Annotated in this window: 15 protein-coding genes; 10 read left to right on the top strand and 5 right to left on the bottom strand. The window is 41.4% G+C overall.

Features of this window, described 5'->3' with window-relative positions:
* Positions 1-30 precede the first annotated feature (30 nt).
* A complete protein-coding gene (gene epmA, locus BTO08_RS14000; protein WP_105061383.1) occupies positions 31-999 on the bottom strand; it encodes an elongation factor P--(R)-beta-lysine ligase in 969 nt (322 codons plus the stop codon).
* Positions 1,000-1,529: 530 nt separating this feature from the next.
* Between epmA and frdA the strand changes: the two genes are divergently transcribed.
* The 4 genes from frdA to frdD are packed head-to-tail and all read left to right on the top strand — an operon-like array spanning position 1,530 to position 4,852.
* The gene (frdA, locus tag BTO08_RS14005) at positions 1,530-3,353 is read left to right on the top strand and encodes a fumarate reductase (quinol) flavoprotein subunit (protein ID WP_005372590.1); all 1,824 of its coding nucleotides are present in this window, start codon (positions 1,530-1,532) and stop codon (positions 3,351-3,353) included.
* Complete coding sequence (locus tag BTO08_RS14010; protein WP_105061384.1) at positions 3,353-4,093, top strand: succinate dehydrogenase/fumarate reductase iron-sulfur subunit; 741 nt, start codon at positions 3,353-3,355, stop codon at positions 4,091-4,093. The genes frdA and BTO08_RS14010 overlap by 1 nt, the downstream gene beginning before the upstream one ends.
* A 2-nt stretch (positions 4,094-4,095) precedes the next feature.
* Positions 4,096-4,479 (top strand): fumarate reductase subunit FrdC, encoded by a 384-nt coding sequence (frdC, locus tag BTO08_RS14015; protein WP_105061385.1) that lies wholly within the window; start codon positions 4,096-4,098, stop codon positions 4,477-4,479.
* 10 nt (positions 4,480-4,489) lie between these two features.
* Positions 4,490-4,852: a fumarate reductase subunit FrdD gene (gene frdD, locus BTO08_RS14020; protein WP_105061386.1), complete on the top strand. Its 363-nt coding sequence runs from the start codon at positions 4,490-4,492 to the stop codon at positions 4,850-4,852.
* A gap of 178 nt (positions 4,853-5,030) precedes the next feature.
* Here the strand turns inward: frdD and efp are convergent, their stop codons facing one another.
* Complete coding sequence (gene efp, locus BTO08_RS14025) at positions 5,031-5,597, bottom strand: elongation factor P (protein ID WP_005372599.1); 567 nt, start codon at positions 5,595-5,597, stop codon at positions 5,031-5,033.
* Positions 5,598-5,630: 33 nt separating this feature from the next.
* On the opposite strand from efp, the gene epmB reads away from it, so the two are divergent.
* From epmB to BTO08_RS14040, 3 genes are all read left to right on the top strand, one after another.
* A complete protein-coding gene (gene epmB, locus BTO08_RS14030) occupies positions 5,631-6,653 on the top strand; it encodes an EF-P beta-lysylation protein EpmB (RefSeq protein WP_105061387.1) in 1,023 nt (340 codons plus the stop codon).
* Positions 6,654-7,091: 438 nt separating this feature from the next.
* Positions 7,092-7,994: a 30S ribosomal protein S6--L-glutamate ligase gene (gene rimK, locus BTO08_RS14035; RefSeq protein WP_045137470.1), complete on the top strand. Its 903-nt coding sequence runs from the start codon at positions 7,092-7,094 to the stop codon at positions 7,992-7,994.
* Positions 7,995-8,428: 434 nt separating this feature from the next.
* Positions 8,429-8,887 (top strand): hypothetical protein, encoded by a 459-nt coding sequence (locus tag BTO08_RS14040; protein WP_005372602.1) that lies wholly within the window; start codon positions 8,429-8,431, stop codon positions 8,885-8,887.
* Between the two features lie 884 nt (positions 8,888-9,771).
* Here BTO08_RS14040 and groL read toward each other — a convergent pair.
* Positions 9,772-11,415 carry a chaperonin GroEL gene (groL, locus tag BTO08_RS14045; RefSeq protein WP_105061388.1) on the bottom strand — a complete coding sequence of 548 codons (1,644 nt, stop codon included), beginning with the start codon at positions 11,413-11,415 and terminating at the stop codon, positions 9,772-9,774.
* A gap of 41 nt (positions 11,416-11,456) precedes the next feature.
* Positions 11,457-11,747 (bottom strand): co-chaperone GroES, encoded by a 291-nt coding sequence (locus BTO08_RS14050; protein WP_005372610.1) that lies wholly within the window; start codon positions 11,745-11,747, stop codon positions 11,457-11,459.
* A gap of 209 nt (positions 11,748-11,956) precedes the next feature.
* On the opposite strand from BTO08_RS14050, the gene BTO08_RS14055 reads away from it, so the two are divergent.
* Complete coding sequence (locus BTO08_RS14055) at positions 11,957-13,324, top strand: MATE family efflux transporter (RefSeq protein ID WP_105061389.1); 1,368 nt, start codon at positions 11,957-11,959, stop codon at positions 13,322-13,324.
* An 81-nt stretch (positions 13,325-13,405) separates the two neighbouring features.
* Here the strand turns inward: BTO08_RS14055 and BTO08_RS14060 are convergent, their stop codons facing one another.
* Positions 13,406-13,921, bottom strand: coding sequence for an FxsA family protein (locus BTO08_RS14060; protein WP_045150150.1), 516 nt, complete (start codon positions 13,919-13,921; stop codon positions 13,406-13,408).
* A 446-nt stretch (positions 13,922-14,367) separates the two neighbouring features.
* On the opposite strand from BTO08_RS14060, the gene aspA reads away from it, so the two are divergent.
* Together aspA and BTO08_RS14070 are read left to right on the top strand one after the other, a co-directional pair.
* Positions 14,368-15,831 carry an aspartate ammonia-lyase gene (aspA, locus tag BTO08_RS14065; RefSeq protein WP_105061390.1) on the top strand — a complete coding sequence of 488 codons (1,464 nt, stop codon included), beginning with the start codon at positions 14,368-14,370 and terminating at the stop codon, positions 15,829-15,831.
* Positions 15,832-16,179: 348 nt separating this feature from the next.
* Positions 16,180-17,487 (top strand): anaerobic C4-dicarboxylate transporter, encoded by a 1,308-nt coding sequence (locus BTO08_RS14070; protein WP_045153803.1) that lies wholly within the window; start codon positions 16,180-16,182, stop codon positions 17,485-17,487.
* Positions 17,488-17,546 lie beyond the last annotated feature (59 nt).

Consider the following 17,546-nt stretch of genomic DNA (forward strand, 5'->3'; position numbering starts at 1 on the left):
GCAAACCTAACGTCTCAACAATGTTATAGATTATGCTCGATCAATAGGAAAGGCCGTCACTTTTTCTATGTGATCAAGCCCTAATGCCAACATGATCAATCGGTCAATACCTAAAGCGACACCCGCACAGTCAGGGAAACCTGCACGTAGTGCGTTTACTAAGTTCATATCTATCGGTTGAGGCTTTAATCCCATCTCTAAACGCTTTTGATTATCTTGCTCAAAACGTTGTAATTGCTCATTACCATTCGCTAACTCATGAAAGCCATTCGCCAATTCAATGCCTTTAAAATACACCTCAAAGCGCTCTGCCACACGAGGGTCCGTTGGGTTAATTTGCGCTAATGCCGCTTGCGAAGCAGGAAAATCATAAACAAAAGCCGGTACATGCTGACCAATTTTACCTTCAACTCCAATGCTAAATAGCAACTGTAATAAGGTATCGCGATCGTCTTCAGGTTCCACAATATCAGACAGTCCAAGATTTGCAGCCGCCGCTTTAAGTTCCGTCATTGTGCCAGTTAAAGGACATACACCAAGTTGGTTAATAAAGGCTTGTTGGTAGGTCATCTTCTCAGCGGTCCCACAACCTAAAACTAACTGCAGTAAGTCATTCATTTCATCCATGAGCAAATGGTGATCAAAGTTAGGACGGTACCACTCTAACATGGTGAATTCGGGGTTATGGTAACGACCAGACTCTTCATTACGAAAAGATTTGCAGATCTGATAAATCGCCCCACTGCCCGCAGAAAGTAATCGTTTCATGTGAAATTCGGGGCTGGTCATTAAAAATAACGTTTGCCCATCAGCATACCCAGGCCCTACAAACTCCGTTTGAAAAGTATGTAGGTGTACATCCGTCACCGTTGCTTGACTCATGGCAGGAGTATCGACCTCCATCACATCACGAGCGGCGAAAAACTGACGAATAACCGCTAACAGATGAGCACGTTTTTTGAGTTGCTCGATAGATGCAGTAGGTTGCCAAGTAGACATAAACTTTCTTCTTTGATGAAATTGAGTAATGCTCACATTTTATCAGAGCTCAGCAATAAACGTCGCTGATTCCCACAAGAGATCGCAACAAAGTCTCTATACCGGATAGAGATATGAATAAATTATGAAAAATAGCTTATCTTTTTTCTCGCTGATGAAAACTTAATATCAAATCGTTAACTTTCAACGCCCAGATCCCTCCACACTAACCACCACTTTATTTATCTTCCCTATCATTAGGTTAGAAGAACCTCCCAATAAAGAACCAAATAACCGACACGCATTAATTAACATTTTATAAACATAAAACCCAATAAATACAAAGAGATAACAATTTAAAAACATGAACGATTGTGACAAATCTCACAGGTTTTGTAATCTTCTTACATTTTTTGACTATTTCGGCAAAAACATGCGTCTAAATCAATTTATCTAATCACAGGGTTTCATAGAATGCGCTCAGGATTTCAAGGATAGGTGCGCCTCGCGCGCCTTTTCAATTTTTACCGTCTTACCTTCGGAGGATAGCTGTGAAGACTATTACCACAGATATCGCTGTAATCGGCGCAGGTGGTGCAGGCCTACGTTCTGCCATCGCTGCTGCAGAAGCTAACCCAGAACTAGAAATTGCACTGATCTCAAAAGTGTATCCAATGCGTTCGCACACTGTTGCGGCTGAAGGTGGCTCTGCTGCCGTGATCAAGGACGAAGATAGCTTAGATAACCACTTCAACGATACCGTTGGCGGTGGTGATTGGCTATGTGAACAGGATGTTGTTGAATATTTTGTAGAAAACGCCACTCGTGAAATGATCCAGATGGAACAGTGGGGATGCCCATGGAGCCGTAAAGAAAACGGTGAAGTGAACGTTCGTCGTTTTGGTGGTATGAAAGTAGAACGTACATGGTTTGCTGCTGATAAGACTGGCTTCCACATGCTACACACCTTATTCCAAACCTCAATTAAGTACTCTCAAATCAAACGTTTTGATGAATATTTTGTGGTTGATCTTTTAGTTGAAGATGGTGAAGTACAAGGTCTAATTGCTATCCACATGTCTGAAGGTGAGTTGATTTGTATTAAAGCAAAATCAGTGATCCTGGCAACGGGCGGCGCTGGCCGTGTTTACCACTGTAATACTAACGGTGGTATCGTCACTGGTGATGGTATGGCAATGGCGTACCGTCACGGTATTCCACTACGTGATATGGAATTCGTACAATACCACCCAACAGGTCTTCCAGGCACAGGAATCCTGATGACTGAAGGCTGTCGTGGTGAAGGCGGTATCATTGTAAATAAAAACGGTTACCGTTACTTGCAAGACTACGGCATGGGCCCTGAAACACCGGTGGGCCAACCAAAGAACAAATACATGGAATTAGGCCCTCGTGACAAAGTGTCACAGGCTTTCTGGCATGAACAACAAAAAGGTAACACCATCAAGCACCCACTTGGTGATGTGGTACACCTAGATCTCCGCCATCTTGGTGAAGAATACTTACATGAACGTCTACCGTTTATCTGTGAATTAGCAAAAGCCTACGTCAACGTGGATCCAGCGAAAGAGCCGATCCCAATTCGCCCTACCGTTCACTACACCATGGGTGGTATTGAAACAAATGGCGAATGTGAAACTCGCATTAAAGGTTTATTTGCTGTGGGTGAATGTGCTTCTGTCGGTCTTCACGGAGCCAACCGTTTAGGTTCTAACTCATTAGCAGAGTTCGTGGTATTTGGTCGTGTTGCTGGTGAGCATGCAGTTAAACGTGCTGAGGAATTCAAAGGTTGGAATGACGCATCGATCAATGCACAAATTGATGCTGTTCAAGCACGTATTGATGCCCTAATGGCACAAGAAGGTGATGAAAACTGGGCAGAGATCCGCACTGAAATGGGTCACACCATGGAAGCGGGTTGTGGTATCTACCGTCAAGAAGATTTAATGCAGGCAACGATTGATAAGTTGGCTGAGCTAAAAGAGCGTTACAAGCACATCTCAATTCAAGATAAAGGCAAAGTCTTTAACACCGATCTGCTATACGCAATTGAAATTGGTTACGGCCTAGAAGTGGCTGAAGCGATGGCACACTCAGCAATTAATCGTAGAGAATCTCGTGGTGCACACCAACGCTTAGATGATGGTTGTACTGAACGTGATGATGTGAACTACCTAAAACACACGTTGGCGTTTTACAACAACGGCGCAGCACCAATTATCGATTACAGCCATGTAACGATCACCAAATCTCAACCAAAAGCACGTCTATATGGTGCTGCCGCTGACGAAGCTGCAGCAAAAGACTCTGCTGAAAAACTAGCAGCCACAGAGCAACAAGAGGAAAAGGCATAATGTCAGCGACTCGCATTCAATCAGTTGAAATTCTGCGTTATGACCCAGCAAAAGACGCAGAACCGTACCTAGAAAAATTCAAAGTACCGTTCAATGAAACCATGTCTGTTCTTGATGCGCTTGGTTACATTAAAGACCACCTAGATAAGGATTTATCCTACCGTTGGTCTTGTCGTATGGCTATCTGTGGCTCTTGCGGCATGATGGTAAATGGCGTGCCAAAGCTTGCTTGTAAGAGCTTTTTACGTGACTACCCTAACGGTGTGAAAATTGAGCCATTAGCAAATTTTGCGATTGAAAAAGATTTAATTGTCGATATGACGCCATTTATTGAGCGCCTTGAAGCGATTAAGCCATACATCATTGGTAACGACCGCACGCCTGAAGATGGTACAAACCTACAAACGCCAGAGCAAATGGCGAAATACAAGCAATTTGCAGGCTGTATTAACTGTGGTTTGTGTTACGCCGCGTGTCCTCAGTTTGGTTTAAACCCTGAGTTTATTGGCCCTGCGGCATTGACTCTGGCTCATCGTTACAACCTTGATAGCCGTGATAACGGTCAACATGAGCGTATGGAGCTTATCAATGGCGAAAACGGTGCGTGGGGCTGTACATTTGTAGGTTATTGCTCGGAAGTCTGTCCTAAGCATGTTGATCCAGCTGCGGCTGTTAACCAAGGCAAAGTGGAATCTTCTAAAGATTTCGTTATTGCGATGATCAAACCGATGGAGGCATAAGGATGAGCAATCGTAAACCTTACATTCGTGAAATGAAGCGTACTTGGTGGAAAGACAGCTCTTTCTATCGCTTCTACATGATCCGCGAAGCAACAGTACTCCCTTTGATCTTTTTTACAATCTGCTTAACCTTTGGTTTAGGTAGCCTAGTAAAAGGTCCAGAAGCATGGAAAGGCTGGTTAGATTTCATGGCTAACCCTATTGTGATTATTTTAAATATTCTTGCCCTAGCAGGTAGCCTATTCCACGCATTCACCTACTTCAATATGATGCCGCAAGTTGTGCCTATTCGTATTAAAGGCAAATTGCTTGATAAGAAAATTATCATTCTTGCTCAGTGGGCTGTTGTTGCTGTTATTACCTTGTTTGTTCTTGCGATAGTTTAAGGAGTCCGTCGTGGTTAATTTACATCCTAAACGTTCTGACGAGCCAGTATGGTGGAGTCTGTTCGGAGCTGGCGGTACTTGGTTTGCAATGATCACACCGGTTACGATTTTAGTACTCGGTGTTCTTGTTCCTCTTGGCATTATTAGCCCTGAAGCAATGACTTACGATCGCGCAGCAGATTTCGCAACAAGCTTTATTGGCGCACTCTTTGTTATCGCAACTCTGTCGCTACCAATGTGGCATGCGATGCACCGTTTGCACCACGGTATGCATGATTTAAAAATCCATGCAGGTGTGGTCGGTAAGATTGTTTGTTACGCATTTGCGTTTTTGATCACCGCTCTATCCATTATTTTTGTATTCATGATTTAAGCTGTATACAAAAACACAAAAAGCACCGCTTGCGGTGCTTTTTTATTATCTAAATTTTATGATGGAGACATTTTCTAACTGACCTTTATTCCATCAACATCAAAAAAATAGAAACAAAAAAGGCCGCTTACGCGACCTTTTCATCGTTAATGATATAACGACCTTATAAACCGATTAATTACTTAACGCGGCTTACGTATTCGCCAGAGCGAGTATCAACTTTGATCACTTCGCCGATAGCGATAAATAGAGGTACACGAACAACAGCACCAGTACTTAGTGTTGCTGGCTTACCGCCAGTACCTTGTGTATCACCTTTAAGACCAGGATCTGTCTCAGTCACTTCTAGCTCAACGAAGTTTGGTGGAGTAACAGCAATTGGGTTACCGTTCCAAAGTGTTAGCGTACAAGTGTTGTTTTCAACTAACCACTTAGCATTATCACCAACAGCTTTAACGTCAGCAGCAATTTGCTCAAACGTTTCGTTGTTCATGAAGTGGTAGAATTCACCATCGTTGTATAGGTAATCAAGATCAGTATCGATTACGTCCGCAGCTTCAACTGATTCACCTGATTTAAAAGTCTTCTCTAAAACTTTACCAGAAATAAGTTTACGGATTCGTACGCGGTTGAACGCTTGACCTTTACCAGGCTTAACAAATTCATTTTCGATAATGACACATGGTTCATTATCTAGCATAATTTTCATTCCGCCGCGGAATTCATTGGTGCTGAAAGACGCCATTCTAATCCTCTTAACATCTTCGAGTTGTATTTAATGTCGCATATCATACCCCTAAACGTGCCATCTGTTGAGCAAAACTGGCTTAATGATCTATCGAATGCGATATCTGATCCCTTTCAGTTACTCAAATTGCTCAAAATTGATCCCACACCATGGGAAAATGGCCTCGCCGCAAGGAAACTGTTTGCGCTACGTGTTCCATTGAGCTTTGTTGATAAAATGGAAATCGGCAACCCACATGACCCACTTTTACGTCAAATTTTACCCTTAGAGCAAGAATTCGAAGTTCACCAAGGTTACTCTGTCGATCCCCTTGAAGAACAGCAGAACGATATTCCAGGGTTACTTCATAAATACCACAATCGTGTATTGCTGATAGTCAAAGGTGGCTGTGCGGTAAACTGCCGTTATTGTTTCCGTCGTCATTTTCCATATAGCGACAATAAAGGTAACAAACATCAATGGCAGCAAAGCCTTGCGTACATCGCCACCCATCCTGAAATCAATGAAGTGATTTTATCCGGTGGCGATCCTTTAATGGCGAAAGATCATGAGCTCCAATGGCTTGTTGAGCATATTGCAGCAATACCTCATATCAAGCGCCTACGCATCCACAGCAGGCTACCTGTAGTGATCCCTAACCGTATTACCGATAATTTGTGTCAAATACTGGCAGAGGCACGTTTACAAACGATTTTGGTGACTCATATTAATCATGCAAACGAAATAGATGATGCGCTAACCACTGCAATGCAGAAGCTAAAACAAGCCAATGTTACCTTACTTAACCAAGGCGTACTGCTAAAAGGCATTAATGACTCTGTAAATACATTAACAGACCTTAGCGAAGCATTATTTGATGCAGGCATTCAGCCTTATTACCTCCACGTTTTAGACCGCGTGCAAGGCGCTGCGCATTATATGGTAGATGATGAAACGGCTCGTCAATTAATGGCAGGATTAATCACCCAAGTCTCGGGGTATCTAGTCCCTAAACTCACCAGAGAAATCGGTGGACGAGCAAGTAAAACGCCGCTGGACTTACTGCTTGAATAGGCCATAAACCCAACAGCAACACGAAAAAAGACGATTTAATCGTCTTTTTTTACACCCAAAATAAAACGATCACCTTTTTATGGAAATTACACCAAAAAGATGAACGCACAATTACAATCACTTAAAGAAACATAGCAACCCAAATGCAAGGCATTGATTAATAATAATTAAAATAGTATGTACAGCTTTCCAAGCAAAATAACAACTGAGCATAAGTAATATGATGTTATTTATACTTACATTAAAAAGAACATCATGTTACTTATACCTCTTCGATAAATAAAATTATCCAAGACAATCAAAAAAAATCATCATTAAGGCTATCGATTTTTTATTGTTTTAAGCGCATAGTCGCGATTCATACAGCAGCATATCTTTAACAAGTTCGCCAAACTTAACGCTGTTGACTATCACCTCTTATTTGTCGCGAGTAACGCAATGAAAATTGGCATTTTGTCGCAAAACGCTAACCTATACTCCACCCGTCGCCTTGTTGAAGCTTGTGAGCAACGAGGACATGAAGCTGTGATTATTAATGCACTGCGTTGTTATATGAACATCAACTCCGTGCAGCCTTCAATTCACTTTGAGGGCAATGATTTAACAGGTTTTGATGCCATTATTCCGCGTATTGGCTCAGACATTACCTTTTATGGCTGCTCTGTATTACGTCAGTTTGAAATGATGGGTGTCTTCCCAGTCAATCAATCCATTGCTATTTCCCGTTCACGCGACAAACTACGTTCATTACAGTTATTAAGCCGCAAAGGTGTTGGTATGCCTGTTACTGGCTTTGCGAGTAAACCAGATGACGTGCCTGATTTAATTAAAATGGTCGGTGGTGCACCTTTAGTTATTAAGTTATTAGAAGGTACTCAAGGAATTGGCGTAGTATTAGCTGAAACTCAAAAGGCAGCAGAGAGTGTGATTGAGGCTTTTATGGGCCTAAAAGCCAATATTATGGTTCAGGAATATATTAAAGAAGCCGGTGGTGCCGACATCCGTTGTTTTGTTATTGGCGATAAAGTCATTGCTTCAATGAAGCGCCAAGCAGCTGAAGGTGAGTTCCGCTCAAACCTACACCGTGGTGGGAGTGCATCACTGATCCGTATTACACCAGAAGAGCGTAAAACGGCGATTGCAGCAGCGAAAGCAATGGGATTAAGCGTGGCAGGTGTAGATTTACTGCGTTCTAACCGTGGTCCATTAATCATGGAAGTCAACTCATCACCAGGCCTTGAAGGCATTGAAGCCGCAACAGGTAAAGATATTGCTGGTATGATCATCGAATATATTGAAAAAAATGCCAACAAGAGCAAAAGGTTTCAATTAAATCAATAAGTTGAACTCGCCGTTGTTATATTTCATAACAACGGCAACTATGAACTAAAATTAAGATCAGCTTTTTACTTAAAATACAGCAAAAAGCAGAACAAAAACACCCACAAGTAAAAACCTCAGAATACCATCCTAACTTATTGATTATAAACAAATTAATCCTGTACAGCTTTTTAAGCTTTTTCCTCAGCAAAATAAAGCTTTAATACCGCTAGGTTCTTTATGCCTTATTTATTATTAATATAGTTAGTAAGTAACAGCTTACCTCTTCACTGAAAAAAGCAAAGTTTGGAACAATATATCATCACATTCCTATAAATGTGATCGTTAAAACATCCACTAATCACTGATGAGATTAACACTATCAGACAGTTCAAAATTACGTTAACGTAGTACGTTATATAATAATGATGATATTAAAAATCAAAGGATTAACGATGACAGACTTTACCTATAACGTTGCTATGATTGAAGATGAAAAGCCTTTTGACATGGGACAGGTAAATACTAAAGATGTACCGGAAGAAGCCCTAGAGACTTATACAGAGATGCTTTCTCAGCTATTACAACAAGAAGATCCAAGTAAGCATTACGCAGGCTTTGGCTTTGAAGGGGCTGAAAAGTTAGCGTTTAGCGCTTTACCTATCACTGAACACGATCAAATTGGCGCAGGTATGGTTTACAACCCAGACGATAATGGTGAGAACTTAGTACTGGTTGGTCGTGTATTCTTCAGCATAAAGGATCGTACCGTTTCTTTTAACATGGAAACTAACGCCGATGATGTATTAGTTCAAGGTGATATCGATTTACGTGGTTTCATCCAGTCCTTCATTGTTTGCTTTATGGCTGCGTGGGTCTCATTAAATCAGGATAACCTACCTAGCGAGAGCTAATAGATTCCCTTTTTGATATTCACTACGCCTCTGTCAATACAGGGGCGTTTTTATAACTAAACACCATCGTTTCCAGCCCTATCAGACATCAAAATCTCCTCCCTGAACCAGCCCGTACAGCTAAATACAAAAATTACAGCTTTTTTATGTTCAAATTCGACCACGTTTATGGTGCCTTTTTATTTCAACGTAACCAATTGAAATAAAACAACAAAAATACCGTACAGCTTTTTTGGCTTTTTTCTAGGTGAGCGATGGTTCGTGGTGATCACTATACAGGGGGAATCATATTTATCGACCACGTCAAAGTCGATGGTTTGATTAAATATTATTAAAGGAACATTATTGAACATATTTTTAATCTTATTTCACAAAAAATATGATCTAATATATTAATGGTAATTAAATAGCTTAGTTAAGTTAAAATGCAATAAAAATACAAAACCACAATTTGCTTAAAAAGCTAGAAATAGAAACCTTTATATGTTTATGAATTAAGAGGTGGCTATTGGTGTTTTTTAGATATAATACTGTAGATAACTTTTTCTGATTACATGTTTGATTATAACAATCACGTCTTATTTTTATCTGAGTCTATTAGAGAGAACAACAGGACAAAACGAACACCTTTATGAAAAAATAACAGCAAATAGGTGTACATCTTTGACGTTATAAGCGAACACATCGCAATACTTACATAACTCATTGTTTTAAAATGACTTTATTTTTGTGCAGCTTTTTGAGGAATATTCCCGACAAACTATGTACAACAATAAAATAATGTTACGCATCTTGCGTTCTATATTTATCAAGCATAAAAAAGCCGAGCATCATGCTCGGCTTTTCAAATAACAAAGAGACAAATCTCTACTGTTATTAATGGATTACATCATACCGCCCATGCCACCCATACCACCCATGCCGCCCATATCAGGCATTGCAGGAGTATCAGTCGCTTTGTCAGTAATCATTGCTTCTGTCGTGATCATAAGACCAGCAACAGATGCTGCGAACTGAAGTGCTGAACGAGTTACTTTTGTTGGGTCTAGGATACCCATTTCAATCATATCACCGTACTCGCCAGTTGCTGCGTTATAACCGTAGTTCGCTTCACCTGCACGTACATTATTAGCAACAACAGATTCTTCATCACCAGCGTTCTTCGTGATTTGACGGATAGGTGCTTCCATTGCACGAAGTGCTACACGGATACCCACGTTTTGCTCTTCGTTGTCGCCAGTAAGGCCTGCAACTTTAGATGCTGCGCGGATAAGTGCAACACCACCACCTGCAACAACGCCTTCTTCAACCGCTGCGCGAGTTGCGTGTAGTGCATCTTCTACGCGGTCTTTCTTCTCTTTCATTTCAACTTCAGTTGCTGCGCCAACTTTAATAACCGCTACGCCGCCAGCAAGTTTAGCTACACGCTCTTGAAGTTTTTCTTTGTCGTAGTCAGATGTTGCATCTTCAATTTGTTGACGAATTTGTGCAACACGACCTTGAATCATCGCTTCTTCACCAGAACCGTCGATGATTGTTGTGTTTTCTTTAGTGATAGTTACACGCTTAGCTTGACCAAGATCTTCTAGCTGAACTTTTTCTAGCTCAAGACCGATCTCTTCAGAAATCACGGTACCTGCTGTTAGCACTGCGATATCTTGAAGCATTGCTTTACGACGGTCACCGAAACCAGGTGCTTTAACAGCAGCCACTTTCACGATGCCACGCATGTTGTTCACAACTAATGTTGCTAGCGCTTCACCTTCAACGTCTTCTGCGATGATAAGTAGAGGACGAGATGCTTTAGCAACGCCTTCTAATGCAGGAAGAAGTTCACGGATATTTGATACTTTCTTATCAACCAATAGGATGAATGGGCTTTCTAAATCAACAGAACCCGCTTCTTGGTTGTTGATGAAGTATGGAGATAGGTAGCCACGGTCAAACTGCATACCCTCAACAACGTCTAGTTCGTCTTGAAGTGCTTGGCCTTCTTCAACTGTGATAACGCCATCACGGCCTACTTTTTCCATCGCTTCAGCAATTAGGTTACCCACAGTTGCATCAGAGTTTGCAGAGATCGTACCTACTTGTGCGATAGCTTTTGTATCAGCACATGGAACAGATAGTGCTTTTAGCTCTTCAACCGCAGCAATAACCGCTTTGTCGATACCGCGCTTAAGATCCATAGGGTTCATACCCGCAGCGACTGCTTTTAGACCTTCAGCGATGATCGCTTGTGCAAGTACTGTTGCTGTTGTTGTGCCGTCACCCGCCGCATCGTTAGCTTGTGATGCAACTTCTTTCACCATTTGTGCGCCCATGTTCTGGAATTTATCTTCCAGTTCAATTTCACGCGCAACAGAAACACCATCTTTAGTGATAGTTGGTGCACCAAATGATTTGTCTAGTACAACGTTACGGCCTTTAGGACCTAATGTTACTTTTACTGCGTCAGCTAGAATGTTGACACCTTCTAGCATTTTAATTCGTGCGTCGTTACCAAATTTAACGTCTTTAGCAGCCATCTTGCGTTTCCTTTCTTAATTTTTAATTCGATGTGATCGGATTATTCAACGATTGCCATGATGTCATTTTCAGACATGATTAGAACTTCTTTGCCATCGATCTTTTCAGTCTTAGTGCCGTAGCCTTCAGCAAAGATAACAGTGTCGCCAACTTTAACGTCAAGTGGCTGAACAGAACCGTTTTCTAAAATACGACCTTTGCCTACTGCAAGTACTTTGCCGCGTGTTGATTTTTCAGCCGCAGAACCTGTTAATACAATGCCGCCAGCAGACTTAGATTCAACTTCTTGGCGCTCAACGATAACACGGTCGTGTAAAGGACGAATATTCATCGGTCGTCTCTCCTGATAATTGGTAATTTCCATACATGAATGTACACACAAACTGATGTTTGGCGACTTTTCTATTATCTAATCATGTTGGGTCTAATTAGAGAGAACCCAAGGTTTAGACCGATTTTTTTTCATTATTTATTTGAGAACTTTTGCCCGATCACATTCTTTGCATTAGGGTATGCAAGCATCCTTACAATGAGACCGCCATGGAAACCAACAACAAGCCTGATAAATACGGCTTATTATCCGATCCGATCCCAGATGCATTACGCCGTTTAGCTGTACCAATGGTCTTCGGTATGATTGCTATCTTAATGTTTAATCTGGTTGATACATTTTTTATCTCACTGCTTGGCACCAAGGCATTAGCCGCAGTCAGTTTTACTTTTCCCGTTACCTTTGGTCTGAACTGTATCACCATGGGAATGAGTGTTGGGATCTCCACCAGCATTGGACGTTTGCTCGGAAGTGGTGATACCAAAAGTGCAGCAAGGCTTACCACGCATGGTTTACTGCTTGCCGTTATTTTAATGGTGTTAGGCTCAACCGTTGGTTGGCTAACAATCGATCCACTCTTTTCCTTAATGGGCGCCAGTGCGGATTTACTGCCAATCATCCACGAATATATGACTGTGTGGTACATCGCTATCCCCTTATTGGTGATCCCAATGACGGGTAACAGTGCAATACGCGCAACAGGCGATGCCAAAAGCCCAGCTAAAATTATGATCATGGCGGGTTTAATTAACGGTATCCTCGACCCTTTATTGATCTTTGGTTACGGGCCGTTTCCAGAATTAGGAGTGAAAGGCGCTGCAATCTCAAGCGGGATCAGTTGGGCAGTAGCATTAACCGCTTCTCTGTATTTGCTCCATCGCCGTGAAAAGTTACTCACAATGCCGGTACTCCTAAAATTAAAATCCGATTGGCAGCAGATATTACATATTGGCGCACCTGCTGGGTTATCAAACGCACTCAATCCATTATCGAGCGCCCTATTAATGTCATTGCTTGCCGCACAAGGTACCGCATCAGTTGCCGCATTCGGTGCCGCGATGCGTATTGAATCAATTTTGGTGATAGGAATGATGGCATTAGGCTCAGCATTAATGCCGTTTATGGCGCAAAACCTTGGCGCCAATAAACCTGAACGTGCATTTGAAGCGCTTTTTACTGCCATGCATTTTGCGATTTTATTCCAACTGTTGATTTTTATCGCCATGGTGCCACTCAGTGTGCCATTAGCTTCACTGTTTTCTCGTGATGCAACGGTACAACATCAACTTTGGCATTATTTATTAGTTGTACCTGCCAGTTATGGTTTACAAGCAGTATGTATGCTACTCATTAGCGCGCTCAATGCATTACATAAAACCGTCAACGCACTGATTTGGAATCTGTTACGTTTATTTGGTTTTCTGCTTCCAAGCGCTTGGGTAGGTAGCTTGTACTATGGTACGGAAGGGTTATTTATCGGTATCTCTATTGCCAATGTTATTGGCGGTATTTGTGCTTATTTGTATGCGCGGCGATTACGAAAAACGACCTTATCTTCGTTCGTTACACCCTCCTAAAATATGAATAGCGTAAATATAAAAAAGGCAGCTAACGCTGCCTTTTTCATTAATAATTTTTTATATGCTACGTTTAAATACCTACTTTAAACGTGGGTTTTGATGGTTGTCATTTTGATCATCTTTACGTTCAAATTCACCATCGAAAACATCACCATTATCATTTTTATGACCAAACGGTCCTGCTGATTGCCCATCAAACCCCGAGCTAAAACCACCACCAAACTGATTAAAATTACTCTGTACTTTTACTCTCTGCATTAATTGCTGTGCAATCTTGGCGCGAATAGGTGGCAGTAAAATACACATGCCTAAGGCATCTGTCATAAATCCAGGCGTGAGCAATAACACCCCAGCAACGGCTAACAGTACACCTTCAACAATTTCTTGTGCTGGCATTTGCCCTTGCTGCATCTTAGTTTGTACAGACATTAATGTCGCTAAACCTTGGCTACGTACCAAAGAAGCCCCAACGACGGCAGTAATAAACACTAACATCATGGTTGGCCAAAAACCTAAAAAGCCACCAACCTGAATAAATAAGCCAATTTCAATCATTGGAACGGCGATAAAAAGCAGCATTAATATTGCGAACACACCTAACCTCTTTTTTATAACGTATTGGTTATTCAAAACACTGAATGACTCAATATAGTATTACATGTTTAAACGCTAAATACCGTGTCGCCTAAGATAAAAAATCGTTAACAAATAATTCAACAGTGATATTTGAACTGGGTCTTAAAAACACATTTCCCCTCCAAACAACTTGTTCATATTTTGTTATTTATTTTCATTTTTAGATAAATAAGCCGCCCAGCTGTTAACAACTTTTGTGAGTATGATCGCGTTTCTGTGCAAATATTTTCAGGCTAACGTAAAAAGTGATCTGGGTTATGTTTTTAGCCAATCAGGGGAGTATCATCAGCATCAATTAAGATGTCAGGTACGATCATCTTGCTTCAACTTAGCGAAACGGATTCTTTGCTTGGATAGTTGGCTTAACCATTGATTTTATTAAAAGATTCCCAAAGGGCTATATTATGTCTCAGATGATTGATCTTGAAAAAAATAACGAAGCAGCACTGAATGTTGCAACTAGAATCGAAGAAGATCTTCTTGGTGAGCGTCACGTTCCAGCAGACGCGTATTGGGGTATTCACACTCTACGTGCAATCGAAAACTTTAATATCTCTAATACCACCATTTCAGACGTACCTGAGTTTGTTCGCGGCATGGTTTTCACCAAAAAAGCAGCAGCGATGGCGAACAAAGAACTTGGTGCGATCCCTTCAGAAGTCGGTAACTACATCGAGCAAGCTTGTGATCTTATTTTAGAAACAGGCCGTTGTATGGATCAATTCCCTTCTGATGTATACCAAGGTGGCGCAGGCACATCGGTAAATATGAACACCAATGAAGTGATTGCAAACCTTGCTCTTGAGCTTATGGGCAAAGAGAAAGGCGAATATGACATCATTAACCCAAACGATCACGTAAACAAGTCACAATCGACTAACTGTGCTTACCCTACTGGTTTCCGCGTTGCGGTATATAACAGCATCATTAACATGCTTGAAGCACTAGAGTACCTAAAGACAGCCTTCGATGTGAAAGCAACAGAGTTTGCTAGCATCTTAAAAATGGGTCGTACTCAGCTACAAGACGCAGTACCTATGACGGTAGGCCAAGAGTTCCATGCATATAGTGTATTACTAAAAGAAGAAATCAAAAGTCTACATTACACGGCGCAATTACTGCTTGAAGTCAACCTAGGTGCGACGGCTATCGGTACTGGTTTGAATGCAGCTACAGGTTACCAACACCTAGCGGTTCAACGTCTAGCTGAAATTACAGGTCTACCTGTTACACCTGCAGAAGATTTGATTGAAGCAACATCCGACTGTGGCGCTTATGTTATGGTTCACGGCGCGCTAAAACGTACTGCGGTGAAACTATCTAAGATCTGTAACGATCTACGCCTACTCTCTTCTGGCCCTCGTGCTGGTATTAACGAAATTAACCTTCCTGAAATGCAGGCTGGCTCTTCTATCATGCCAGCAAAAGTAAACCCTGTTATCCCTGAAGTGGTTAACCAAGTTTGCTTTAAAGTAATTGGGAACGATACAACCATTACTTTTGCTGCAGAAGCAGGTCAGCTTCAACTTAACGTAATGGAGCCAGTAATTGGTCAAGCGTTATTTGAGTCAATCAGCTTGCTTAAAAATGCGTGTGTTAATTTGCGTGAGAAATGTATCGAAGGCATCACAGTGAATAAAGATGTTTGTGAGAGCTACGTATTTAACTCTATCGGTATCGTAACTTACTTAAACCCATTCATTGGTCACCATGAAGGCGATATCGTAGGTAAAATCTGTGCTGAAACGGGTAAGAGTGTCCGTGAAGTTGTTCTAGAGCGCGGTCTTCTTACTGAAGAGCAATTAGATGATATCTTCTCTATCGAAAACTTGATGCACCCTCAATACAAAGCACAGAGATACAGCTAAGCAATTGAAAAAATGTAAAAAAGCGGGTTTTCATATGAAAACCCGCTTTTTTTTTGAGCTTTTTTGTTTTGACTCAATTCATGCCAAATATGACCCTGTTAAAATATCTGCAACAATAATAGATCTCAGATCTTTTCGTTTATTTAAAAACATTGTTACTTAACAAGAACGGATTAAACTTGTGTGAAATTGTATAAAAACAGGCGTATGAGCGTTATCACGATAAGAATAATTAATTCAAAAAAATGAATTTTATTCATCGTAAAAACTGTGACTTTATTTTTATTTTTACCTCAAACTTTTTATTTTTAACTTCTATTTTTTAAACTTTTAAACAGGAAAAATTCTATGATTGGAATAGAGCTCTTTGTTGTCCTTGCCTTTATCTTTTTAGGGGCAAGGATTGGTGGGATCGGGATTGGTTTTGCCGGTGGTGCAGGTGTTATTGTTTTATCGCTAGTGTTAGGTGTGCCTACTAGCCAATCATTTATCCCTGTCGATGTTATCTTGATCATTATGTCAGTGATCACCGCAATTGCGGCCATGCAAGTTGCGGGTGGTATGGACTGGCTGGTACAACTTGCAGAAGATTTTCTGCGAAAAAACCCAAAGCGCATTACTTTCTATGCGCCGATCGTGACCTACTTAATGACGGTAATGGCAGGTACAGGACATACCGCATTTTCAACCTTACCGGTTATTGCTGAAGTGGCTAAAGGCCAAGGTATTCGTCCCTCTCGCCCTCTTTCTATTGCCGTTATTGCCTCACAAATTGCAATTACTGCATCCCCAATATCTGCGGCCGTTGTTGCTTTTTCCGGTATTCTAGAACCTATCGGCGTAAGCTACGTAACACTACTGGCAATCTGTATTCCTACAACATTCATTGCTTGTATGGTTGGCGCTTTTGTTGCCAATTTTATGGGATGTGAGCTAAAAGATGATCCTATTTATCAGGAACGCCTAGCAAAAGGTCTAGTAACGGCAGAGAATACAAGCCGTCGCGAAATTAAACCTGAAGCAAAACGTGCAACTTACATCTTTTTAGTCGCGATTATCTTTGTCGTTTGCTACGCCGCTGCTATCTCGCACTCTATTGGTTTAATTGACAACCCAACTCTAGGTCGTAACGAAGCTATCATGTCGGTAATGTTAACAGCAGCCGCAGCAACAGTTTGGTTATGTAAAATTGATGCATCAAAAATTGCTTCTGCGCCAACGTTCCGCTCAGGTATGACAGCCTGTATCTGTGTATTAGGTGTGGCATGGTTAGGTTCAACGTTTGTTAACGCCCACGTTGACGGCATTAAAGAAGTTGCTGGCTCTCTATTAGGTGACTACCCATGGATGCTCGCACTTATTTTATTCTTTGCATCAATGCTGCTTTACTCTCAAGGTGCAACAACAGTAGCACTGATGCCAGCAGCATTAGCGATTGGCGTCGCACCGCTAACTATGATTGCTTCATTTGCAGCTGTGAGCGCGCTGTTCGTTCTACCAACTTACCCAACACTATTGGCTGCCGTTGAGATGGATGACACAGGTTCTACTCGTATTGGTAACCTTGTCTTTAACCACCCATTCTTTGTCCCTGGTGTCGTTACAATAGCGACTTCCGTAGCACTTGGTTTTGTTGTTGGTGGCTTCTTACTTTAAGGAGAAAGCCCCTCACTGATTAAAAAAGATTGCTCTTGAGCAATCTTTTTTTTGTCTTA

Origin of the sequence: Photobacterium angustum (genome assembly GCF_002954615.1) — a bacterium.
GTDB classification, from domain to species: Bacteria; Pseudomonadota; Gammaproteobacteria; order Enterobacterales; family Vibrionaceae; genus Photobacterium; species Photobacterium angustum_A.

Excerpts from the sequence above, each read along its gene's own strand:
- epmA (WP_105061383.1), bottom strand. The coding sequence starts at position 999 with ATGTCTACTTGGCAACCTACTGCATCTATCGAGCAACTCAAAAAACGT.
- BTO08_RS14010 (WP_105061384.1), top strand. The coding sequence starts at position 3,353 with ATGTCAGCGACTCGCATTCAATCAGTTGAAATTCTGCGTTATGACCCA.
- frdC (WP_105061385.1), top strand. The coding sequence starts at position 4,096 with ATGAGCAATCGTAAACCTTACATTCGTGAAATGAAGCGTACTTGGTGG.
- efp (WP_005372599.1), bottom strand. The coding sequence starts at position 5,597 with ATGGCGTCTTTCAGCACCAATGAATTCCGCGGCGGAATGAAAATTATG.
- epmB (WP_105061387.1), top strand. The coding sequence starts at position 5,631 with ATGTCGCATATCATACCCCTAAACGTGCCATCTGTTGAGCAAAACTGG.
- rimK (WP_045137470.1), top strand. The coding sequence starts at position 7,092 with ATGAAAATTGGCATTTTGTCGCAAAACGCTAACCTATACTCCACCCGT.
- BTO08_RS14040 (WP_005372602.1), top strand. The coding sequence starts at position 8,429 with ATGACAGACTTTACCTATAACGTTGCTATGATTGAAGATGAAAAGCCT.
- groL (WP_105061388.1), bottom strand. The coding sequence starts at position 11,415 with ATGGCTGCTAAAGACGTTAAATTTGGTAACGACGCACGAATTAAAATG.
- BTO08_RS14050 (WP_005372610.1), bottom strand. The coding sequence starts at position 11,747 with ATGAATATTCGTCCTTTACACGACCGTGTTATCGTTGAGCGCCAAGAA.
- BTO08_RS14055 (WP_105061389.1), top strand. The coding sequence starts at position 11,957 with ATGGAAACCAACAACAAGCCTGATAAATACGGCTTATTATCCGATCCG.
- aspA (WP_105061390.1), top strand. The coding sequence starts at position 14,368 with ATGTCTCAGATGATTGATCTTGAAAAAAATAACGAAGCAGCACTGAAT.
- BTO08_RS14070 (WP_045153803.1), top strand. The coding sequence starts at position 16,180 with ATGATTGGAATAGAGCTCTTTGTTGTCCTTGCCTTTATCTTTTTAGGG.